General features: G+C 75.2%; 21 protein-coding genes. 10 read left to right on the plus strand and 11 right to left on the minus strand.

Going from position 1 to position 21544, the window contains the following annotated elements; all coding sequences use genetic code 11:
- The first annotated feature begins 6 nt into the window (after positions 1 to 6).
- Positions 7 to 951 (plus strand): 3-methyladenine DNA glycosylase, encoded by a 945-nt coding sequence (locus tag ACFU9A_RS16680; RefSeq protein WP_430576390.1) that lies wholly within the window; start codon positions 7 to 9, stop codon positions 949 to 951.
- A gap of 9 nt (positions 952 to 960) precedes the next feature.
- On the opposite strand, the gene ACFU9A_RS16685 is transcribed toward ACFU9A_RS16680, so the two are convergent.
- Both ACFU9A_RS16685 and ACFU9A_RS16690 read right to left on the minus strand, forming a co-directional pair.
- A complete protein-coding gene (locus ACFU9A_RS16685; RefSeq protein WP_430576391.1) occupies positions 961 to 1413 on the minus strand; it encodes a peptidoglycan-binding protein in 453 nt (150 codons plus the stop codon).
- Positions 1414 to 1509: 96 nt separating this feature from the next.
- Positions 1510 to 2043 (minus strand): CGNR zinc finger domain-containing protein, encoded by a 534-nt coding sequence (locus ACFU9A_RS16690; RefSeq protein ID WP_430576392.1) that lies wholly within the window; start codon positions 2041 to 2043, stop codon positions 1510 to 1512.
- A gap of 39 nt (positions 2044 to 2082) precedes the next feature.
- Here ACFU9A_RS16690 and ACFU9A_RS16695 point away from each other — a divergent pair, with 39 nt between their 5' ends.
- The 4 genes from ACFU9A_RS16695 to ACFU9A_RS16710 all read left to right on the plus strand — a co-directional run bounded on the left by ACFU9A_RS16695 (position 2083) and on the right by ACFU9A_RS16710 (position 7692).
- Positions 2083 to 3147 (plus strand): DMT family transporter, encoded by a 1065-nt coding sequence (locus tag ACFU9A_RS16695; RefSeq protein WP_430576393.1) that lies wholly within the window; start codon positions 2083 to 2085, stop codon positions 3145 to 3147.
- A 33-nt stretch (positions 3148 to 3180) separates the two neighbouring features.
- Entirely contained in the window at positions 3181 to 3951 is a 771-nt protein-coding gene (locus ACFU9A_RS16700) for a phosphotransferase (protein WP_430576394.1), read from the plus strand.
- Between the two features lie 174 nt (positions 3952 to 4125).
- Positions 4126 to 4848: a lytic polysaccharide monooxygenase gene (locus tag ACFU9A_RS16705; RefSeq protein ID WP_430576395.1), complete on the plus strand. Its 723-nt coding sequence runs from the start codon at positions 4126 to 4128 to the stop codon at positions 4846 to 4848.
- A 105-nt stretch (positions 4849 to 4953) separates the two neighbouring features.
- On the plus strand, positions 4954 to 7692 hold the full coding sequence (locus ACFU9A_RS16710; protein ID WP_430576396.1) for a DEAD/DEAH box helicase: 2739 nt from the start codon (positions 4954 to 4956) through the stop codon (positions 7690 to 7692).
- 27 nt (positions 7693 to 7719) lie between these two features.
- On the opposite strand, the gene ACFU9A_RS16715 is transcribed toward ACFU9A_RS16710, so the two are convergent.
- On the minus strand, positions 7720 to 8475 hold the full coding sequence (locus ACFU9A_RS16715) for a TSUP family transporter (protein WP_430576397.1): 756 nt from the start codon (positions 8473 to 8475) through the stop codon (positions 7720 to 7722).
- A 149-nt stretch (positions 8476 to 8624) separates the two neighbouring features.
- Between ACFU9A_RS16715 and ACFU9A_RS16720 the strand changes: the two genes are divergently transcribed.
- Positions 8625 to 9083 carry an SRPBCC domain-containing protein gene (locus ACFU9A_RS16720; protein ID WP_430576398.1) on the plus strand — a complete coding sequence of 153 codons (459 nt, stop codon included), beginning with the start codon at positions 8625 to 8627 and terminating at the stop codon, positions 9081 to 9083.
- A 52-nt stretch (positions 9084 to 9135) separates the two neighbouring features.
- Positions 9136 to 9636 carry a Cys-tRNA(Pro) deacylase gene (gene ybaK, locus ACFU9A_RS16725; protein ID WP_430576399.1) on the plus strand — a complete coding sequence of 167 codons (501 nt, stop codon included), beginning with the start codon at positions 9136 to 9138 and terminating at the stop codon, positions 9634 to 9636.
- A 15-nt stretch (positions 9637 to 9651) separates the two neighbouring features.
- Here the strand turns inward: ybaK and ACFU9A_RS16730 are convergent, their stop codons facing one another.
- Positions 9652 to 10074, minus strand: coding sequence for a YccF domain-containing protein (locus tag ACFU9A_RS16730; RefSeq protein ID WP_430576400.1), 423 nt, complete (start codon positions 10072 to 10074; stop codon positions 9652 to 9654).
- Positions 10075 to 10195: 121 nt separating this feature from the next.
- Here ACFU9A_RS16730 and ACFU9A_RS16735 point away from each other — a divergent pair, with 121 nt between their 5' ends.
- Positions 10196 to 10960, plus strand: coding sequence for a YggS family pyridoxal phosphate-dependent enzyme (locus tag ACFU9A_RS16735; protein WP_430576401.1), 765 nt, complete (start codon positions 10196 to 10198; stop codon positions 10958 to 10960).
- A gap of 64 nt (positions 10961 to 11024) precedes the next feature.
- Here ACFU9A_RS16735 and ACFU9A_RS16740 read toward each other — a convergent pair whose 3' ends face one another.
- The 7 genes from ACFU9A_RS16740 to ACFU9A_RS16770 all read right to left on the minus strand — a co-directional run bounded on the left by ACFU9A_RS16740 (position 11025) and on the right by ACFU9A_RS16770 (position 19449).
- Positions 11025 to 12008: an N-acetylmuramic acid 6-phosphate etherase gene (locus ACFU9A_RS16740; RefSeq protein ID WP_430576402.1), complete on the minus strand. Its 984-nt coding sequence runs from the start codon at positions 12006 to 12008 to the stop codon at positions 11025 to 11027.
- Positions 12005 to 13282: an anhydro-N-acetylmuramic acid kinase gene (locus tag ACFU9A_RS16745; protein WP_430576403.1), complete on the minus strand. Its 1278-nt coding sequence runs from the start codon at positions 13280 to 13282 to the stop codon at positions 12005 to 12007. Before ACFU9A_RS16745 ends, ACFU9A_RS16740 begins: the two co-directional genes overlap by 4 nt.
- The gene (locus ACFU9A_RS16750; protein ID WP_430576404.1) at positions 13279 to 14871 is read right to left on the minus strand and encodes a glycoside hydrolase family 3 N-terminal domain-containing protein; all 1593 of its coding nucleotides are present in this window, start codon (positions 14869 to 14871) and stop codon (positions 13279 to 13281) included. The genes ACFU9A_RS16745 and ACFU9A_RS16750 overlap by 4 nt, the downstream gene beginning before the upstream one ends.
- Positions 14868 to 15668 (minus strand): carbohydrate ABC transporter permease, encoded by an 801-nt coding sequence (locus tag ACFU9A_RS16755; protein ID WP_430576484.1) that lies wholly within the window; start codon positions 15666 to 15668, stop codon positions 14868 to 14870. Before ACFU9A_RS16755 ends, ACFU9A_RS16750 begins: the two co-directional genes overlap by 4 nt.
- Before the next feature lie 92 nt (positions 15669 to 15760).
- Complete coding sequence (locus ACFU9A_RS16760; RefSeq protein ID WP_430576405.1) at positions 15761 to 16732, minus strand: carbohydrate ABC transporter permease; 972 nt, start codon at positions 16730 to 16732, stop codon at positions 15761 to 15763.
- A gap of 3 nt (positions 16733 to 16735) precedes the next feature.
- Positions 16736 to 18046, minus strand: a complete 1311-nt coding sequence (locus ACFU9A_RS16765; RefSeq protein WP_430576406.1) for a sugar ABC transporter substrate-binding protein — start codon at positions 18044 to 18046, stop codon at positions 16736 to 16738.
- A gap of 326 nt (positions 18047 to 18372) precedes the next feature.
- Positions 18373 to 19449 carry a lipoate--protein ligase family protein gene (locus ACFU9A_RS16770; RefSeq protein ID WP_430576407.1) on the minus strand — a complete coding sequence of 359 codons (1077 nt, stop codon included), beginning with the start codon at positions 19447 to 19449 and terminating at the stop codon, positions 18373 to 18375.
- Positions 19450 to 19571: 122 nt separating this feature from the next.
- On the opposite strand from ACFU9A_RS16770, the gene ACFU9A_RS16775 reads away from it, so the two are divergent.
- Positions 19572 to 20657, plus strand: a complete 1086-nt coding sequence (locus tag ACFU9A_RS16775) for an N-acetylglucosamine kinase (protein ID WP_430576408.1) — start codon at positions 19572 to 19574, stop codon at positions 20655 to 20657.
- Positions 20647 to 21528, plus strand: a complete 882-nt coding sequence (locus tag ACFU9A_RS16780) for a MurR/RpiR family transcriptional regulator (RefSeq protein ID WP_430576409.1) — start codon at positions 20647 to 20649, stop codon at positions 21526 to 21528. Before ACFU9A_RS16775 ends, ACFU9A_RS16780 begins: the two co-directional genes overlap by 11 nt.
- The last annotated feature ends 16 nt before the right edge of the window (positions 21529 to 21544 follow it).

A 21544-nucleotide genomic window follows, 5' to 3' on the forward strand; every position in this document is an offset into this window, starting at 1 on the left:
GGTGGGGTGCGCGCGACGACCCTCGACGACCTGGCGGCCCCCGCCGGCGCCGTCCTGCGCCGTGACGAGTGGGAGCCGCGGGCCGCGGCGCACGCCGACCGCGCGGACGCCCTGACGGCCGTGTGGCGCGCCGCGCACGACCGCGGCTCGACGCACGCGATCGAGGACTTCCTGTTCACGTACTACCCCACGCGCGTGAGCCACCTGCGCAGGTGGCACCCCGGTCCCGGCGTCGTGCTCGCGGGCGCCGCCGAGCACTCCGGGTGGCGCTGGTACCGGGAGGTCGCCCTGCCCGACGGCGGCCCGGGGCCGTCGGGAACCGGCGCGACGCTCGACGCCGCGGCCTTCGTCGCCGACCGCGGCGACACCGTCCGGTACGTGCGCGCCCTGGTGTCCGCGACGGCGGGCCGGCCGGGGACGTTCGGCTGCTTCGGCCTGCACGAGTGGGCGATGGTCTACCGCGACCGCGCCGCCGGGCGCGACCACCGCCACCCGCTGCCGCTGCGGCTGGGGCACGACGGCACGGACGCCGTGGTCGAGTCGCACCGCATCGGCTGCTCGCACTTCGACGCCTACCGGTTCTTCACGCCCGAGGCCGCCGACCGCAACCAGCTGCGGCCCACCCGCGAGCGCCAGCCCGCCATGGAGCAGCCGGGCTGCCTGCACGCCGGGATGGACCTCTACAAGTGGGCGCTCAAGCTCGGGCCCGCCGCCCCCGGCGACCTGCTGCTCGACGCCTTCGAGCTCGCCCGCGACATCCGCTACACGGACATGGCCGCCGCCCCCTACGACGTCTCGTCGTACGGCGTCGAGGCCGTGCCGATCGAGACGCCCGACGGCAAAGCCGAGTACGTCCGCCGCCAGCGCGGCTTCGCCGAGCGCGGCCAGGCGCTGCGCGCCCGGCTCGTCGCGGCCTGCGACGCCGTCCTCGGGGACGACGCCGAGGCATGACCGCCGGGGTCAGTCGGAGACCATCCCGCTGACCATGGCCCGCCAGGTGATGGGCCCGACCACGCCGTCGACGAGCACGCCGAAGGCGGACAGGGCCGTCTGGAACTCGCGCACCGCGGCCTCGGTCGCCGGTCCGAACACACCGTCGACCGCGAGGTCGAAGCCGTCCCGGGTGTCGAGCTCGGCCTGCGCGCCGCGGACCGCGGGGCCGCGGCTGCCGGTGCGGACCGTGACGACGATCGCGCCCCAGGTCAGCGGGCCGACGACGCCGTCCACGACGAGGCCGAAGTCGCCCTGCGCCGCGCGGACGGCCGCCTCGGTGCGCGGCCCGAACTTCTGGTCGACCGCGAGGTCGTGGCCGTGCTCGACGAGCAGGTGCTGGAGCGACCCGACGGGGTGGAACGAGTCGCCGGGGCGGACGATCGGCCAGGGGTCGAGCGCGCGGTCGGTCGTGACGGACATCGCCGCCTCCTCGCTGGGGCCGGGCCGGGCGGTCGTCGCCCTGCGGGTGCCTGGCGCCCTCGCGGGGAGGGAGAGCGGGCGGGGTCCGCAGATACGTCAGCCGGCGCGCCGCGCGCGCAGCGCCGCCTGCGCGTTGCGGTTCGTGCACGCCGTGGAGCAGTAGCGTCGCGAGCGGTTGCGGGACAGGTCGAGCACCATGCCCTGGCAGTCCGGGTCGGCGCACACGGCCAGCCTGGAGTGCTCGTCCTCGCGCACGACGTCGACCATCGCCATCGCCGTCTCGACGACGATCCGCGTGGACAGCGGGGCGTCGTCGGCGGTGGCGTGCACGTGCCAGTCCTCCCCCGAGTGCCGCACGAGGCGCGGGCGCACCGGCACGCCCGCCAGCAGCTCGTTGACGAGGCCGGCGGCGGTGTCCCGGTCCGCGAGCAGCAGCTCGCGCAGCCGGGGGCGCAGCGCGCGCACCTGGGCGAGCTCCTCGGCCGTCCGGTCGTGGCGGCCCGTGTACCCGTGCTCGCGGAAGAAGGCGTCGAGGTCCGCGACCGTCGCGAGCGTCTCGGGCGGCTCGGCGGAGTTCACGAGGGCGACGGCGGCCCGGAGCTCCACGGCGGTGTCATGAGCGAACGGCATGTTGACACATTACCTCGACCGCCCGTAGCGTCATGAGTCATGGCGGACATGACGCATGACGCTCCGGTGCGGGAGCGACCCGGGTCCGATGCCGGACCCGGTGCGCGGCTCGGTGCCGGGCTCGTGCTCGCCGTCGTCTCCGCCGTGACCTTCAGCCTCTCGGGCCCGCTCGCCGCGGGCCTGTTCGCGACGGGCTGGAGCCCGGGCGCCGTGGTCCTGGTGCGCGTGGCGGTCGGCGCCCTCGTGGTGCTGCCGTTCGGCGTCGTCGCCCTGCGCGGGGACTGGTCCGCGGTGCGCCGCAACGCGCGCCTGCTGCTGGCGTACGGCGCGCTCGGCGTCGCGGCCACACAGTTCTGCTACTTCGCCGCCGTCCAGCACATGCAGGTGGGCCCGGCGCTGCTCATCGAGTACTCCTCCCCCGCGGCGGTCGTCGCCTGGCTGTGGCTGCGGCACGGGCAGCGGCCCGGGCGCGCGACGCTCGCCGGCGTCGCGCTCGCCGCCGCGGGCCTGGTGCTCGTCCTCGACCTCACCGGCGCGCGGCTCGACCCCGTCGGCGTCGCGTGGGCGCTCGGCGCGATGGTCGGCGTCTCGGCCTACTTCCTCATGAACGCCCGCACCGACACCGGGCTGCCGCCGCTGAGCCTCGCCGCGGGCGGCCTGGTGGTGGGGGCCGTCCTGCTCGGGCTGCTCGCCCTCGTCGGGGTGCTGCCCGTGACGACGTCGGCCGACCCGGTGCTCCTGGCCGACGCCGTCGTCCCCGCGTGGGCCGTGCTCGCCGCGCTGGGCGTCGTGACCGCCGGCGTCGCCTACGTCACCGGTGTCGCCGCCGGGCGCCGGCTCGGCGCGCGGCCCGCGTCGTTCGTCGGGCTGCTCGAGGTGGTCGCGGCCGTGTTCTTCGCCTGGGTCTTCCTGGGTGAGCTGCCGCGGCCCGTCCAGCTCGTCGGTGGGCTGCTGGTCCTCGCCGGGGTGGTCGTCGTGCAGCAGGGCGAGGCCGCCACCCGGCGCGCCGTGCCGACGATCGAGCCGGCCGCCGGGCCGCCGGTCGGGCCGCCGGTCGAGCCGCCGGTCGAGCCGCCGGTCGGGCCGTCGACGGGAAAGCCATAGCCCGGCGCGGCGCGGAGATGTGACGATCTCCGCATGTCCCGCGTGCTCGCCGCCACCCCGACCGACGCCGTCACCGTGCCCGAGCGGGTCCGCCTGCTCGCGGGCGACGACGACGTGACGCCCGTGTGGCGCAACGAGCTCGGCGGGCTCACGTTCCGTCTCGCGCCGCCGGGCGCCGCCACGGCCCACGGGATCGCCACGGGAGACCGCTACGTCAAGTGGGTGCCGGCGGGCGTCGTCGGGCTCGACCTCGACGCCGAGGCCGACCGGCTCGCCTGGGCCGGGCGGTACACCCCGGTGCCGCGCGTGCTCGACCGCGGCGAGGACGCCGACGGCCGCTGGCTGCTGACGGCCGGCATCCCCGGGCGCTCCGCCGTCGACCCGCGCTGGCTGGCGCACCCCGAGACCGCCGCGCGGGCCGTCGGCGCCGGGCTCCGCGCCCTGCACGACGCGCTGCCGGTGGCCGACTGCCCGTTCTCCTGGGGCGTCGACGACCGCGTCGCGCGCCTCGGGCCCGCCGCGCGGGCCCAGGTCGGTGCGGTGCCCGACGTCGACCGGCTCGTCGTGTGCCACGGCGACCCCTGCGCGCCCAACACGCTGCTCGACGACGGCGGGAGCTGGACCGCGCACGTCGACCTCGACGCGCTGGGCGTCGCCGACCGGTGGGCTGACCTCGCGGTGGCGAGCTACAGCCTGGAGTGGAACTACGGCGACGGGTACGAGCCCGACTTCTTCGACGCCTACGGCATCGCGCCCGACGCGGGCCGCATTGCCTTCTACCGGCACCTGTGGGACCTCGGCTGACCCCTGCCCGGCGTGGCGCGGGCAGGTCGGCCGACCGTTGCCGCGGGTACGGGAATCCCCGTACCCGCGGCTCCGGGATCCCGACCAGATGACGCAGTTCCCCTGATGTGCGGGCCGGACCGACGCCGTAGCGTCGAATTTGTCCAGTTTCCTCACGAACACGGGAGAGCAACGATGCGTCTGCGTTCAACCCTCCTCGCCGCGGTGCTCGGCGCCGCCGCCATCCTCGCCCCGGTGGTGGTGGCCCCGGCCGCCTCCGCCCACGGGTGGGTCACCAGCCCGCCCAGCCGCCAGGACCACTGCGCCACGCGCACCGTGTCCTTCGACTGCGGCGGCGTCCAGTACGAGCCCCAGAGCGTCGAGGCCCCCAAGGGCTCGATGAAGTGCTCCGGCGGCAGCGGCTTCTCCGTCCTCGACGACAGCTCCAAGCCGTGGCCGCGCACCAAGATCGGCAACAGCGTCTCGATGCAGTGGAAGCTCACGGCCCGCCACTCCACCTCCACCTGGGAGTACTTCGTCGACGGCGTGCTGCACCGCACGTTCAACGACAACGGCAAGCAGCCCGAGGCGATCGTCACGCACACCCTCGAGAACCTGCCCCAGGGCAACCACACCATCCTGGCCCGCTGGAACGTCGCGGACACCGCCAACGCGTTCTACGCCTGCGTCGACGTGACCGTCGGCGAGGGGGGCACGACTCCCCCGGTCGACCCGACCGACCCGCCCGTCGAGCCCGGCGAGTGCGACGACGCCGCCTGGAACCCCTCCAGCGCGTACACCGGCGGCACCAAGGTCTCCTACGAGGGCCGCGCCTACCAGGCCAAGTGGTGGACCCAGGGCGACACCCCGTCGTCCGCCAGCCAGTGGGGCGTCTGGACCGACCTCGGCGCCTGCTGACCCACCCGGAGCATCGAGCGTGCTGACTTGTTCCTCATTCGGCTCGAATGAGGAACAAGTCAGCACGCTCGTTGCTTTCGGCGGGGCCTGGAAGAATGGCCGGCGATGACCTCCCCGACCTCGAACGACCCCGCCCCCCGCCCCGCCGGCACGCTGCTGCCGTACCTGCCCGCCCCCACCGGAGGAGCCCCGGACCCCGACGTGCTGTTCGAGGGCTTCGGCGAGTGGGCCGCCGGCACGGGGCGCCCGCTGTACCCGCACCAGGAGGAGGCCCTCCTCGAGCTCATGACGGGCTCGCACGTGGTGCTCGCGACGCCCACCGGGTCGGGCAAGTCGATGGTCGCGATGGGGGCGCAGTTCGCGGCGCTCGCGAACCGCCGCTCGGGCCGCGGCGGCCGCACGTTCTACACCGCGCCCCTCAAGGCGCTGGTGAGCGAGAAGTTCTTCGACCTCGTCGCCGCGTTCGGGTCGCGCAACGTGGGCATGATGACCGGCGACTCGGCCGTCAACGCCGACGCGCCGATCATCTGCTGCACCGCCGAGATCCTGGCCAACCTCGCGCTGCGGCGCGGGGACGCCGAGGACGGCGTCGCCGCCGACGGCACGGCCGGGGACGACGCGATCGCCCAGGTCGTCATGGACGAGTTCCACTTCTACGGCGACCGGCAGCGCGGCTGGGCGTGGCAGGTGCCGCTGCTGGAGCTGCCGCGCACGCAGTTCCTGCTGATGTCGGCCACCCTCGGCGACACCACGCGCCTGCGCGAGGACCTCGAGGAGCGCAGCGGCCGCCCCGTCGCGGAGGTCGCGGGCGCCGAGCGCCCGGTGCCGCTGACGTTCTCCTACGTCGTCGAGCCGCTCACCGACGTCATCACCGAGCTGGTCACCACGCACCGCGCGCCCGTCTACGTCGTGCACTTCACGCAGAAGGACGCCGTCGAGCGCGCCCAGGCCCTGCTGTCGACCAGCCTCGCGTCCAAGGACGAGAAGGCCGCCATCGCCGCCGAGATCGGCGCGTTCCGGTTCGGCACCGGGTTCGGCAGGACGCTGAGCAAGTTCCTGCGCGCCGGCATCGGCGTGCACCACGCGGGGATGCTGCCCAAGTACCGCCGCCTCGTGGAGCGGCTCACCCAGCGCGGGCTGCTCAAGGTGGTGTGCGGCACCGACACCCTCGGCGTGGGCATCAACGTGCCCATCCGCACGGTGCTCCTCACGTCGCTCGTGAAGTACGACGGCGAGCGCATGCGCCACCTCACCGCGCGCGAGTTCCACCAGATCTCCGGCCGGGCCGGGCGCGCCGGCTTCGACACCGTGGGCGAGGTGCTGGTCATGGCGCCCGAGCACGTCATCGAGAACCGCAAGCTCCTCGCCAAGGCGGGCGACGACCCCAAGAAGCTCAAGAAGGTGGTCCGCAAGAAGGCGCCCACGGGGTCCGTGAACTGGACCGACTCGACGTTCGAGCGGCTGCGCGACGCCGACCCGGAGCCCCTGACCAGCCAGTTCCACGTCAACCACGCCATGGTGCTCAACGTGCTCGCCCGCACCCGCGACGAGCGGGGCGGCGCCGACCCCGTCGAGGCGATGCGGCACCTGCTCACCGCGAACCACGACAGCGAGGCCCTGCAGGCCAAGCACGTGCGCCAGACGTTCCGCATCTACCGCTCGCTGCGCGTCGCCGGGGTCGTGGAGAAGGTCCGCGTGCCCGACCCGTCGCGCCCGGCCGGCTACCGCCCCAGCGTGCGGCTCGTCGTGGACCTGCCGCGCGACTTCGCCCTCAACGCCCCGCTGTCGCCCTTCGCGCTCGCGGCGATGGACCTGCTCGACGTCGAGAGCCCCACCCACGTGCTCGACGTCGTGTCCGTCATCGAGGCGACCCTCGACGACCCGCGGCAGATCCTCTACGCCCAGCAGTCCAAGGCGAAGGGCGAGGCCGTCGCAGCCATGAAGGCCGAGGGCATGGAGTACGAGGAGCGCATGGAGGCGCTCGAGGACGTGAGCTGGCCGAAGCCGCTCGCCGACCTGCTCGAGCCCGCCTTCGCCACGTACAAGCGGGCCAACCCGTGGGTCGCGGACGCCGAGCTCGCGCCCAAGTCGGTGGTGCGCGACATGCTCGAGCAGGCGATGACGTTCGCCGAGCTGGTCAGCGTGTACGGGCTGGAGCGCACGGAGGGCGTGGTGCTGCGCTACCTCGCGGACGCCTACCGCGCGCTGCGCCAGGTGGTGCCCGAGGAGCACCGCTCGGAGGAGGTGCACGAGGTGGTCGAGTGGCTCGGCGAGCTGGTGCGCGGCGTCGACTCGTCGCTCCTCGACGAGTGGGAGCGGCTGCAGAACCCGGTCGACGACGACGCGGACACCGTCGTCGAGGGCGAGCTCGCCGAGGCCGGCGCGGAGGCGCCCGCGCGCCCCGTCACGGGCAACCCGCGCGCGTTCCGCCGCCTGGTGCGCAACGCGACGTTCCGCCGCGTCGAGCTCGCCGCCCGCGAGGACTACGACGCGCTCGGGGCGCTCGACGGCGCGCACGGCTGGGACGGCGACGCGTGGGCCGCCGCCCTCGACCCGCTGTTCGAGGCGCAGGGCGACGACGCCGTCGGCATCGGCCCCGCCGCCCGGGCGGCCGGCCTGCTGACGATCCGCGAGCCGGGCGCCGAGCTGCCCGGCGGCGCCACCACGACCACCCGCGACGGCGTCGAGGTCGCCGAGGTGCCCGCCGGCACCTGGTGGGTGCGCCAGGTGCTGGACGACGCCGACGGCGACCACGACTGGGCGATCACCGCGCTCGTGGACCTCGCCGCCAGCGACGAGGCCGGGGCCGTGGTGCTCACCGTCGTGGACGTCGGGCGGATCTAGTCCGGTCCGGCGGGTCGGCGGGCGCCGTCAGGCGAGGTGCACGAGCCCCTGCACGAGCGTCGCCGCCCCTCCGACGTACGCCAGCACGATCAGCCCGCGCCGGACCGTCGCCGCGGGGACGCGCGGCGTGAGCCAGTCGCCGACCACCAGGCCCGCCACGATCGCGGCCAGCACGACCAGCCACTGCCAGAGGGCGAACGGCGGGAAGGACGCGTCGGTGAGCGTCAGCTTGGCGACGAGCGCCGCGAGCGCGTTGGTGGCGAAGAAGGGCTGCGCCGTCGCGGCGAAGGCGCGCGGGTCCCAGCCGCTGAGCACGGAGTAGATCGCCACCGGCGGGCCGCCGATGCCCGCGGCCACGCTCCCGACGCCGCTCGCGACGCCGGTGACCACCAGCGGGGCACGGGCCTCCGGCCGCACGGGGTGCCGGTCCCCGCGCCGCAGCCGCGTCGTGACGACGGCGAGCGTCATCGCGACGACGACGAGGGCCCCGACGGCGACCTCGAGCGCCGCGCGGCTCGCGTCGCGCAGCAGCAGGGCGGCCGGCACCATCACCAGCACGGACGTCGTGGCGAGCCAGGCGTACCGCCGCCAGTCCACGTCGCGCGCGACGCGGCCGAGGATCAGCGCCGACGCGATCGCGCCCGCGAGGTTGACGAACAGGACGCCCTCGAGCGGGCCGACGATGAGCACGATGAACGGGCCGGCCACGAGGCCGAAGCCCATGCCCGTGACCCGCTGGAGCGCCCCGCCCACCAGGATCGCGAGGACGAGGAGCAGCAGCACGCCCGCCACGGTACGCGGTCCGCGGCGCGGGCGCGGGCGGCGGGTGAAGGTGGGGCGCGGTGGGTCCGGCGCCGATGAGCGGGGCGCCCGCGCGGCGTCTCACCTGCGGGCGCGCGATCCCCGTGCCCGCCTCCGGAAGGGACAGGACCGTGGCAGCCACCGATCCCGAGTACGACGTCGAGCACACCGAGGTGCTGGACGTGCCGCCCGCGGCCGTCTTCGCCGCGTTCACCGACCCGGACGTCTTCGCGCGCTGGTACGGGCCCGAGGGCGTGCGCACCCCGCGCGAGGAGGTCGAGATCGACGCGCGGGTGGGTGGCGTCCTGCGGTTCGCCATGACGCTCGACGCCGACCCGTCGTTCCGCTCGGCGTTCGACGGCACGTTCACCGCGCTCGTGCCCGGCCGCCTGGTCGCCGCCGGCGGCGCGTGGGTGGGCGTCCCGGGCGTCGACGGGCCGTGGGCGTCGCAGCTGCGGGTCGAGCTCGCGCCCGCCGGCGACGGCACGCGCGTCGTCGTGCGGGAGGGGCCGCACCCGGCCGGGTCCGCGGAGCTCGGCCGGCAGTCGTGGCGGTCGATGCTGCCGAGGCTCGCCCGCGCCGCCGCCTGAGCCGCCGAAAAGGGGTGGCCGCGACCCCGCGTCGAGCGGGCAGAATCGCCCCGTGGCGAAGAAGAGCAGGCAGGACTCGCACGGGACGCCGGCGCTCGTCGCCCTCGACCGGGCGGGCGTGGCCTACGGCCGGCACGCCTACGAGCACGACCCCGCGTCGGAGCTGAGCTACGGGCTGGAGGCCGCCGAGGCGCTCGGCGCGGACCCGGCGCAGGTCTTCAAGACGCTGCTGGCCGACGTCGACGGCCGCCTCGTCGTCGGCATCGTGCCGGTGGACGGCAGCCTCGACCTCAAGGCGCTGGCCCGCGCCGTCGGCGGCAAGCGGGCAGCGATGGCGGACCCGGCGGCCGCGCAGCGCGCCACCGGGTACGTGGTGGGCGGCATCTCCCCGCTCGGGCAGAAGCAGCGGCACGCGACCGTGCTCGACGCGTCGGCGGCCGGGTTCGACGTGGTCTACGTGTCCGGCGGGCGCCGAGGCCTGGACGTGTCCCTCGCCCCCGACGACCTGCTGCGGCTCACCGCCGGCCGGCTCGCCCCGATCGCCCGCGCCTGAGCGCGGGGCCGGCCGTCAGCGGGCCGGGTACCCCTGCGGGGAGTGCTGGTAGGTCGGGTACCGGGCGTCGCTCGACACGATGTCCTTGCCGAGCGGCAGCAGCGAGATCGGGATCATCTTGATGTTCGCGATCGCCAGCGGGATGCCGATGATCGTGATCGCCTGCGCGATCGCCGTGGTGATGTGGCCGATGATGAGCCAGATGCCGGCGAACACGATCCAGATGATGTTGCCGAGCACCGACCAGCCGCCGGCGCCGGGCTTGTCGACCACGGTGCGGCCGAACGGCCACAGCGCGTACCCGGCGATCCGGAACGACGCGATGCCCCACGGGATGGCGACGATCGTGATGCAGCAGAGGATCCCGGCGGCGGCGTAGCCGAGCGCCAGCCAGAAGCCGCCGAAGACGAGCCAGATGATGTTGAGCAGGGCCTTCACGGCACCATCCTCGCCCGCGGCGGGCGCGGCGCACCACCCGGGATGCCCCTGAGGCGACCCTGGTCCGGTGCGGCGTCGGTCACGTGCCCCGGCGACCGACGGCGTTCGTAGACTGGCCACCATGCCCAACGAGTGTCCCGGGATCCCCGCACGCCTGGCCGCCGTCCACGACCGCGTCGCCGCGGCCGCCCGCGCGGCGGGTCGTGACCCGCGCGAGGTCCGCGTGCTGCTGGCCACCAAGACGCAGGACGCCGCGACCGTGCTCGAGGGGGTGCGCGCCGCCCTCGACCTCGCCGCCGCGGCCGGCGACGACCGGCCCGTGCTCGTCGGCGAGAACCGCGTGCAGGAGCTCGTCGCCAAGGCCCCCGCCCTGGCCGACCTCGTCGCCGCCGGGCGGGTGGAGGCGCACCTCATCGGCCACCTGCAGAAGAACAAGGTGAACGCCGTCCTGGGCGCGGCGGCCGCCATCGACTCCGTGGACTCCCTCGCCCTCGCCCAGGCCCTGTCCACGCGCTGCGCCCGCGACGGTCGCACGCTCGACGTCCTCGTGCAGGTCAACGTCTCCGGAGAGGAGAGCAAGTCCGGCGTCGCGCCCGAGGACGCCGTCGCGCTCGCGCTCGACGTCGCCGCGCTGCCCGGCCTGCGCCTCGTCGGCCTCATGACGATCGGCGCGCGCTCGGACGACGGCGCCCGGGTGCGCGCCGGCTTCGCCCGCCTCCGTGCCGTGCGCGACGCCGTGCTCGCGAGCGACGCGCCGGGCACCGCCGACGCCCACGAGCTCTCCATGGGCATGACCGGCGACCTCGAGCTCGCCGTCGCCGAGGGCGCCACCGTGGTCCGCGTCGGCACCGCCGTCTTCGGCGCCCGCCCCACCCCCGCGACGTAGTCCCGGCTCCCCCGAGGGCGTCCGGCCGTCGCCGAGGTCGGTCGAGACCTCGCGGGGACGGGGACTACCGCGGCGGGGCGGCGCCGAGGCGGGAGAGGGCGCCGCGGACGCCGTCACCGCCGGCCAGGGCGCCGGTGGCGGCCGTGGCGTCGACGCCGGCCAGGAGCATGACGAGCGCCACCTGGACCTCGCCGTCGGCGTCGGCGAGGACGGGCGCGCAGACCTCCGGCGTGAGCCCCGTCGCCTGGCTGAGCAGCCGCACGAGGCGCGCGCGGAGCTTGGCGTTGGTGGCGCGCACGTCGACCATGAGGTTCGAGTACGTCTTGCCCAGCCGGATCATCGTGGCCGTCGAGAACGTGTTGAGCACGATCTTCTGCGCCGTCGCGGCCTTCATCCGGGTGGACCCGGTGACGGCCTCGGGGCCCGTGTCCACCAGGATCGCGACGTCCACGAGCGCGGCCAGCGGTGCGGACGGGTTGGCGCTCACGAGGGCGGTGCGCGCGCCCCGCTCCCGGGCCAGCTCCAGCGCGCCGCCCACGTACGGCGTGCGGCCGGAGGCGGCGAGGCCGACCACGAGGTCGTGCGGGCCCACGTCGTCGAGGTCCCGGCGGCCCGCCTCGGCGTCGTCCTCGGCGCCCTCGACGGCGAGGGTCATCGCGTCCGGCCCGCCGGCGAGGTGCGCGTCGAACCACTCGGTGCCGACGCCGTACGTCGGCGAGAGCTCGACGGCGTCGAGGACGCCGAGACGCCCGGACGTGCCCGCGCCCGCGTAGTGCACGCGGCCCCCGGCGCGGATCGCCTCGACGGCGAGCTCGACCGCCTGCGTGACCCGGAACCGCTCGGCCCGCACCACGCTCGCCACCCCAGCGTCCTCCTCGAGGATGAGGCGCACGACGTCCGCCGCGGGGAGCAGGTCGATGTCGGTGGTGCGTGGGTTGCGCTCCTCCGTCGGCGAGACCATCCGCGCGACGGCGAGCAGGTCCTCCGGCGCGTCGGCCGGAGTCCCGGCAGAGGTGTCGGAGGGGTCGGGGACGTGCGCTCCGCTCATCGGCTGCTTCCTCTCGGAGTCGTCAGGTGACGCGACGCCGCCAGGTGGTCCGGCGGCGAGGTCGCGAGGACGAGTCGCCGCACGGCGCCTCGCACGGGGTCGACCGGCAGCGGCGTCGGCGGGGTGAGCGACCCCAGCACGACGGGGCGGCGGGCCCCGGTGGCCTGCCGGCGCTGCGGCCCGGCGGCGGTGCCCGGCACGCCGTGCACGCCGAGGAAGCCGAGCAGGGCGAAGAGGTACGCCTCCTTGCCGTCCACGGGCATCCCCAGCTCGTCGGAGGTGACGAGTCCCGTGGTGGCGGGCAGGTGCGCCCGGAGCCGCTCGACGAGCACCGGGTTGCGCGCTCCCCCGCCGGAGATCACCACGCGCCCGACCCCGGCGGCCGGTCCGTGCTCGGCCAGCGACCGCGCCACGGTGACGGCCGTCAGCTCGGTGAGCGTGGCGACGAGGTCGGCGGTGCTCAGGCGGTCGGCACCCAGGCCTGCGGCGGCGAGCCGCGTGGCGACGTACTCGCCGTCGTAGAGCTCGCGGCCGGTGGAGCGCGGCACGGGCAGGTCGTAGTACGGCTCGCCGAGCAGCGCGTCCAGGGCCTCGCGGTCGACGGCGCCCTGCGCGGCGAGCTCCCCGTCGCGGTCGAACGGCCGGCCGGTCAGGCGCTGGACGGCGTGGTCGACGAGGCAGTTGCCGGGCCCGGTGTCCCAGCCCAGGACCGGGGCGTCGTGCGCCCCGACCACGGTGACGTTCGCGATGCCGCCGACGTTGAGCGCGGCCGAGTCCCGGGCCGCGGCCTCGCCGTCGTGCCCCAGCCACAGCGCGTCGAGGATGCTGACGAGCGGGGCGCCCTGGCCGCCGGCGGCGACGTCGGCGACGCGGAAGTCGCTGACGACCGGCCGCCGCGAGCGCTCCGCCACCCACGCCGGGTTGCCGAGCTGCAGCGTGCCGCGCGTACGGCCCGCGACCACCCAGTGGTGCAGCGTCTGACCGTGCGAGGCGACGAGGTCGGCGTCGCCGCCGGCCAGGTCGTCGACGGCGCGTCGTGCGGCGGCCCCGAGCTCCTGCCCGATCAGCGTGTCGAGCTGGCACACCTCGCCCATGTCGACGGGAGCGGGCGGCAGCGCCGCGAGGATCCGGCGGCGCAGGTGGTCGGGCCAGGGGTACTCCGTGTGGCCGAGCGGGCGCAGGTGCAGGGTCCCGTCCGCGCGCAGGTCGAGGTCGGCGGCCGCGGCGTCGATCGCGTCGACGCTGGTGCCGGACGAGATGCCGATGACGATCATCGCCCCACCTCCGTGCGGGAGCCCGCGGCCGCGAGCAGCGCCACGGCGGCCTCGGCGTTGGCCCGGCCGGTGCCACAGGCGAGCACGGTCGCGGGCAGGCCGCCGGGCAGCGCGGCGAGCCACCGCTCCCCCGCCTCCGGGACGCCGGTGTGCACGACGACGAGGTCGGGCCGGGCCCGCTGCAGCGCGGCCAGCCGGGAGCGCTCGACGCTCCCCGGGACCGGCTCGCGCGTCACGACGACCACCGGCCGGGGGCCCGCCAGCTCGCCGACGAGCCGGTCGAACGCGGCGTCGTCGGGCGCGGGGCCTCCCGGGGCGGGGTGCAGCGTCGCGCCGGGCCAGCGGGCCACGACGGCGCGCTGCACGTGCGTGGCGGTGCGGCCGGCGGCGTGGTCGAGCCGCAGGCGCAGGTCGACGACGTCGGGCGCGCCGGCGAGGACCGGGGACGCCGGGCCCACGGCCCGGACGGCGCGGCGCGCGACGTCGGCGCCGATCGCGGCGAGCGACTCCTGGGCGCGGCGCGCGGCGTCGGCGCCCGGGACGCCGGCCGCGCCCAGGGACGCGCGCCGTGCGCGCAGCCGCGCCACGAGCGCGTCGGTGCGTCGTCGCGACGCGGCGAGCCGCTCCGGCGTCAGGCGGCCCGTGCGGACGGCGTCGACGAGGGCGTCGACCGCGGAGCGGAACAGCGCCTCGTCCTCGCGGCCCGCCGTCGTGCCGAGGCAGAGCAGGTCCGCGCCGCCCTCGACGGCGCGCACTGCGGCCTCGCCCACGTCCGCGCCGTCGGAGACGGCGCGCATGTCGAGCGCGTCGGTGATCACGGGCCCGGCGTGACCGAGCTCGCGGGCGAGCGCGGCCACCGCGGGCTCGAGCGACGCGGGGGCCGGGCCGAGGGCCGGCACGACGACGTGCGCCGTCATGAGGGTGTCCAGGGCGGGCGCGTCGTCGGGCCCGGCGCCGTCGTCCGCGAGCGCCGCGGCGAAGGGCACGAGGTCGCGCCGGCGCAGCGTGCCGAGGTCCGCGGCGACGACGGGCAGCTCGAGGTGCGAGTCGGTGGTGGTCGACCCGTGCCCGGGGAAGTGCTTGGCGCACGTGCCCGCGCCGCCGCGCTGCAGCCCGCGCGCGAACGCGGCCCCGTGCCGTGCGACGGCCTCCGGGTCGGTGCCGAACGCGCGCACGCCGATCACCGGGTTGCCCGGCGCGTCGACGTCGAGCACCGGCGCGAGGTCGAGGTCGACCCCCGCGGCGGTGAGCAGCCGGCCGAGCGCCTCGCCGGTGTCGCGGGTCAGCCCGGCGTCGTCCGCCACCCCGAGCGCCGCGGCGCCGGGGAGCGACGACCCCGTCGCGGCCTCGAGCCGCGACACGTCGCCGCCCTCCTCGTCGGTCGCGACCAGCAGATCCGGCGCGAGGTCGTGCAGGCTCGCGGTGAGCGCGGCCGTCGCGGCCAGGTCCGGGGTGTTGTGCGCGAAGAGCACGACCCCCGCCAGCCCGGAGCGCGCCGCGTCGGCGAGCCACGGCGGCGGGGTGGTGCCCGAGAACCCGGGCAGGAGCACCCCGTGCACCGCGCGCAGGGTGGCGTCGGGCGCGCTCATCCCTTCACCGCCCCGGACGTCAGGCCCGACGCGAGCCGCCGCTGGACCAGGATGAAGAAGATCATCACCGGCACGGTGATGATGGTCGAGGCCGCCATGATCGAGCCCCAGTCGTTGGAGTGCTGCCCGAAGAACGACCGCAGCCCGATGGCCACCGTGTAGTTCTGGGTCTCGCCGCCGAGCAGCGTCATCGCGAAGACGAACTCGTTCCACGCCGTGATGAAGCTGAAGATGCTGGTGGCCACGAGCCCGGGGGCGACGAGCGGCAGCAGGATCGAGCGGAACATCCGGCCCCACGTGGCGCCGTCCAGGTACGCGGCCTCCTCGAGCTCCACCGGCACGGCGGCGACGAAGCCGCGCAGCATCCAGATGCCGAACGGCAGCGCCAGCGCGACGTACACGACGACCAGGCCGGTGAGCGTGCCCAGCAGGTGCAGGTTGCGCACCTGCACGAACAGCGGGATGACGAGCGCCTCCAGGGGCACCATCTGCACCACGAGCACGAGCATGAGCACCTGCGTGCGCAGCCTGAACCGGAACCGCGCCACGGCGACGGACGCCAGGAGGGCGAGCAGCGACGAGGCGAGCACGGTGAGGAGCGCCACGATCAGCGAGTTGCGCAGGAAGACGTCGAAGCCGCCGTCGGTCAGCACGAACTCGAAGTGCTCGAGGGTGGGCTCGGCCGGCACGAAGGACGACCCGCGGCCCGCCTTGCCGTCGAACGCGCTGACGAGCATCCAGTACGCCGGGAACAGCGTGAAGACGAGCAGCAGCGCGACGGCCACGCCCTTGCCCACCTGGACGGCGGTGGAGGGCCGGCCGGGCCCGCGCCGCCGCGCGGGGGCGGCGGTCCGCCGGTCGGCTCGCGGGGCGGTGCTGGTCGCGGCGCTCACAGCTCGTCCTCCTTCAGGATGGTGCGCACGTACGCGACGGTGATGCCGAGCAGCAGCAGGGTGAGCAGCACCGCGATCGCGGCGCCGAAGCCGTACCGGTTCTGCCCGAACGACTCGGTGTACGACCAGACGCCGAGGTTGAGCACGTCACGGTTGCTGCCCGCGCCGCCCGGCATGAGGTAGACCTGCGCGAAGACCTTGAAGTCCCAGATGGTCGACAGGATGATCACGACGGCGAAGATCTGCTTCAGCTGGGGCACGATCACCGAGAAGAACCGGCGCCACGGTCCGGCCCCGTCGATCTGGGCGGCCTCCAGCAGCTCCTTGGGCACGCCGAGCAGGCCGGCGAGCACGGTGATCGCCACGAACGGGAAGCCGTGGTGCACCACGTTCAGCAGCACGATGGCGTAGAACGACCAGCGGTCGGTGAACCAGTTGACGGGCGCGTCCTGCAGGCCGAGGGCCTGCAGCACGTGGTTGAACACGCCGCGGTCGGCGTCGAAGATCCAGATCCACACGTACGTGCCGGTGACGGCGGGCATCGCCCAGGCCGCCATGATCGCGCTCGACACGACGGTGCGCCAGACGCGCCCCAGCGACGCGAGCAGCACCGCCACCGCGGTGCCGAACACCACCGTGCAGGCGACCGACAGGACGGCGAACACCACGGTGTTCGGCAGCACCACGGCCCACAGCTGCTCGGAGGTGAAGATCTCGGCGAAGTTGTCGAGCCCGATCCAGTTCGGCTCGCCCGAGACGATCTCGCGCAGCCCGTAGTCCTGCAGGGAGAACAGGACGACCCGCAGCAGCGGCCACAGGAGCAGCACGGCGAGCACGAGCAGCGCGGGCGTCAGGAGCATCCACGGGCGGGTGCGCGCCAGGAGGGACCGGCCGAGCGGGCGGCGCCCGCCGGGCCCGGGCTGCTGCCCGGGCCCGGCGGGGGCCGCGACGGGGAGAGTGCTCGTCATCCGTCAGTTGCCACCGTTGAGCAGCGACGACATCTCGTCGGCCGCCTTCGTGCTGGCGGTGGGCACGTCCTGGCTGCCCGAGAGGATCGACTGCATCATCGTGCTGGTCGTCAGCTTGGCCTGGACGGCGCCGAAGTTCGGCGACACCGGCACGGACGCACCGCCCTCGACGAACTGCTTCGCGAACGGCGCCACGAGCGGGTCGGTGCTCTTGAGCGTCTCGTCGAGCAGCGACTTCTGCCCCGGGAAGTAGCCGGCCTGCTCGCCCCACTCGGTGGCGAACTCGCCCGTGGTCATCAGCTTGATGAACGCGAACGCGAGGTCCTGGTCCTCGGCGGTGGAGAACATGCTGAGGTGCGAGCCGCCGAGCACCGACGGCGACATGCCGCCGTCCTTGCCCGGGATCGGCACGGCGGCGAACTTGCCGTCCATGTCCTTGTTCGCCTCGACGATGGCGCCCGGGGTCCAGGAGCCCATGATCGCCATGCCCACGTCGCCCTGGGCGAACGCGTCGAGCACGTCGGTCTCGCGCCAGGTCGTGGCGCCCGCCGACGAGTAGCCGTCCTCGGCCAGCCCGGTCCAGAAGCTCAGGCCCTCCTGCGCCTCGGGGCTGTCGAGGCCCGAGGTCCAGGTGTCGCCGTCGAGCGTCGCGACCTCGCCGCCGGCGCCCCAGACCCACGGGTACACCGTGAACTCGGCGTCGCCGGGCACCGCGACCGCGGTCTTGTCCGGGAACTTCGCCTTGATCGCCTTGGCGGCCGACTCGATCTCCGCCCAGGTGGTGGGCGGCTCCACGCCGGCCTTCTCGAAGATGTCCTTGTTGTACACGAGGGAGCGGACGCCCGCGTACCAGGGCATCCCGTACAGCTTCCCGTCGTACGTGCCGGCGTCGACGAGGCCGTCCACCAGGTCGTCGCCCAGCCCGGCGTCGGCGATGTAGTCGTCGAGCGGCGCGAGCGCGCCCGCGTCCGCGAACTCCGGCGTCCACGTGGTGCCGGTCTCCGCGACGTCCGGCGTGGTCCCGCCGGCGATCGCGGTGACGAAGCGGTCGTGCGCGTCCGCCCACTCGACGAACTCGACGTTCAGCTTCGCCCCGCCGGTCTCCTCGGTGAAGGCCTTCCCGACCTCGTCGAAGAAAGTGTCGGCGCTGGGGTTGGTGCCCTGCATGATCCACACGTCGAGGGTCTTGCCCTCGCCGTCGACGGCGCCGTCCCCGCCGTCGTCGGAGCCGCTGCCGCAGGCGGCGGCGCCGAGCGCCACCAGTGCCGCGGTCGCGACCCCCACGGTTGTCCGGGTCCACTTCTCTCGCCGCATCGCTGTCCTCCCCTGACGGCCCCTGGGCCGTTCCCTCGTGCGCGGCCCCCGTGGGCGCCGTTCGCGCGGTCATGTCGTCGCGACGTCCTCGTCGTCCGGCGCGACGTCCTCGTCTCGCTGTCTGCTGATCGCTGTCGTGCAGCACGCGGTCGTCGCGTGCGACGACCCCCGGGTTGAAAGGAAATTCCCGGCGGCCGGTCTGGGAGGAAGATTACTGACCAACCGAGGGCGTGCAAAGTCGCCGCACCATTCCGTGACAGGACGGTGACCTCCGCGGGAGGTCCGACCCCGTACGGGCCGACGAGCGGCCCGGGAGGGCACGCGGGTCAGGGCACGCGGTTGATCCAGGCCGGGTTGCCGAACTTGGTGCGCACCAGCTCCTCCGCCCGCGCGAGCTCGTCCTCGCGCAGCGTGGAGTCCTTGGTGCGGTAGTGCGCCCTGAAGTGCGCCTCGAAGGCGTCGACGATCTCGTCGCGCGCCATGCCGGTCTGCGACCGCAGCGGGTCCACCCGCTTGTTCGCGCTGGTCGTGCCCTTGTCGGACAGCTTCTCGCGGCCGATGCGCAGCACCTCGAGCATCTTCGCGTTGTCGATGTCGTAGGCCATCGTCATGTGGTGCAGCACGGCGCCGCCCGCCAGGCGCTTCTGCGCCGACCCGGCGAGCTTGCCGGCCGGCGACGAGACGTCGTTCATGCCCGAGAAGTACGCCTCGACCCCGACGTCCTCCAGCGCGCCCAGCACCCAGGAGTCCAGGAAGGCGTACGACTGCTCGAAGGACAGCCCGTCCACGAGCGAGGCGGGCACCACGAGGGAGAACGTCACGCAGTTCCCCGCCTCCATGAACATGGCGCCGCCGCCGGAGATGCGCCGCACCACGGTGACGTCGTGCTTGCGCACCCCCTCGGGGTCCACCTCGTTGCGCAGCGACTGGAAGGACCCGATGAACACCGCGCGCTCGGTCCAGTCCCAGAACCGCAGCGTGGGCCCGCGCCGGCCCTCGGCCAGCTCCTCGGTGAGCACCTGGTCCAGGGCGGCGAGGGTGGCCGGGGCCAGCGGGCCCGGGCGCAGCACCTCGAAGGTGTGGTCGTCCCACGTGGTGGCCAGGCCCAGGGCGCGGCGCACCGCGACGGCGACCGACCAGGCGTCGAAGCCGACCATGGCCACCTCGCCCGCCACGCGCCCGTCCTGCTCGGCGCGGCGCAGGCCGTCGTCGACGGCCCGGGCGATCTCGCTCGTGGACGTCTCGCGCGGCAGCCCGGCCAGGGTGTCGTCGATGACCTCGAGCGCGTCGTCCGGCTCGAGGAAGAAGTCGCCGCTGAGCCTGACGTCGGCGAGCAGCCCGTCGCGCACGTCGAGGTCGACCGTCACGAGCTTGCCACCGGGAACCTTGTACTCACCATGCACGTCACCACGGTAGCCGTGCTGCGCCCGGACGGGACGCGGCGTCGGTCACACCCGGCCCCGAGCGGGCGAGATTCGTTTCGTTAGCCCCCCTTCGCGAGAAAATGACTGCCACACTGTTCCCCGTGACCGGCACGGACGCCCCGCCCCCCGCCCTCGAGCGCGTCGTCGCCGTCGATGTCGGCGGCAGCGGCGCGCGCCTGGTCGCCGTGCCCGCGCTCCCGGCCCCCGGCTCGCCGACCGGCGCCGACGACGGCCCGATCACCCTCACCGGCCGGCCCGTGCGCATCACGGCCGCCGGCAGCGACGCCGCCGACGTCGTGGCCGAGCTCGTCGCGGCCCTCGGGCGCCGCCTCCCCGGCGTGCGCATCGCGTCCGCCGCGCTGTCGGTCACCGGCCTCCCGTCCCTGGTGCCCGACCCGGGCGCCCTGCACGACGTGCTGCACGACGCCGGCGCCACCGCCACGGCGGTCGCCGCGGACGCGCTCGCCGCGCACCTCGGCGCGCTGGGCGGGCGCCCCGGCGCCGTGGCCGCCGTCGGCACGGGGGCGATCGTGCTGGCCACCGACCTGCGCCACCGCTGGCACCGGGCCGACGGCTGGGGCCACCTGCTCGGCGACCTCGGCTCCGGGTCGTGGATCGGCGCGCACGGCCTGCGGGCCGCGGTCGCCACGCACGACGCCCGCCCCGGCCCGGCCTCCCCCACGCTGCTCGCCGCGGCGATGGAACGCTTCGGCCCCGTCGAGGGCTGGCCGGCCGCGCTCTACGGGCGCGCCGACCGTGCCCACGTGCTCGCGTCGTTCACCCCCGCGGTCGCCGACGCCGCCCGGGCCGGCGACCTCGTGGCCCAGCGGATCCTGCACGACGCCGGCACCCACCTCGCGGAGACCCTCGTCGCCGCGCTGCGGCCGGGCATCCCGCCGCTGGCCGCGCTGACGGGCGGCGTCCTGCAGATCGGCGACGCCGTCACCACCCCGCTGCGGGCGCGCCTGTCCGCCCTGCGCCCCGACGTGCGGCTCGTGCCCGCGGACGGCAGCCCGCTCGACGGCGCCCTGCGCCTCGCCCGCTCGCTGGCCGACGACCGCGGCGGCTCGCTCGTCGAGCCCACCGACCCCTGGCTCACCGTGCGGGGCACCCTGTCGCCCGCGCCACCCGCCACCCACCCGACGCCGGCGCCCGCCGGGAAGGAGAACCCCGCGCATGAACGGTGACGTCCTCGTCCGGCTCCGCCAGACCCTGCCCACGCTGCGGCCCGCCGAGGCGCGCATCGCCTCGGTCGTGCTCGACGACCCGCCCGGCGTCGTCGGCGCCACCATCACCGAGCTCGCGTCGCGCGCCGGCACGTCCCAGGCGACGGTCGTGCGGTTCTGCCGTGCCGTGGGCTACGCCGGCTACCCGGAGTTCCGGATCGACCTCGCGCAGGCCACGAGCCGCCGCGCCGTGGAGCTCGAACGGTCCGGCATCGCGGAGGGCGAGATCAACCGGACCGACACCGCCACCGACGTCGTGTCCAAGATCGCGTTCCACGAGGCCCGGACCATCGAGGAGACGGCGCGCATGCTCGACCTGGACGCGCTCGAGCGCGCCGTCGGCGCCATGGCCGCCGCGCCGCGCGTCGACGTCTACGGCGCCGGCTCCAGCGGCCTCACCGCGCAGGACCTGTCCCAGAAGCTCTCGCGCATCGGCATCGTCTGCTTCGCCCCCGTGGACCTGCACGGCCAGCTCCAGTCCGCCGCGCTGCTCGGCCAGGGCTGCGTCGCCGTCGCCGTGTCGCACACGGGCACCACGGTCGAGACGATCCAGGCCCTCACCCTCGCCAAGGACGCCGGCGCCACGACCGTCGCCGTCACCAACTTCCCGTCGTCCCCGCTCGCCGAGCTCGCCGACGTCGTGCTCTCCACGACCGCGCGCGAGACGCAGTTCCGCTCCGGGGCGATGTCGAGCCGTATCGCCCAGCTCGCCATCGTCGACTTCCTGTTCGTGCGCGTCGCGCAGCGTCGCTACGACCAGACCACCGCCGCGCTCAAGGCCACGTACGAGGCCGTCCAGCCCCACCGCCTGCAGGCCCGCGCGCCGAAGTAGCGCCCGGGCCCGGCGG

The organism is Isoptericola sp. NPDC057653, from assembly GCF_042799955.1.
In the GTDB taxonomy this organism is placed as follows: domain Bacteria; phylum Actinomycetota; class Actinomycetes; order Actinomycetales; family Cellulomonadaceae; genus Isoptericola.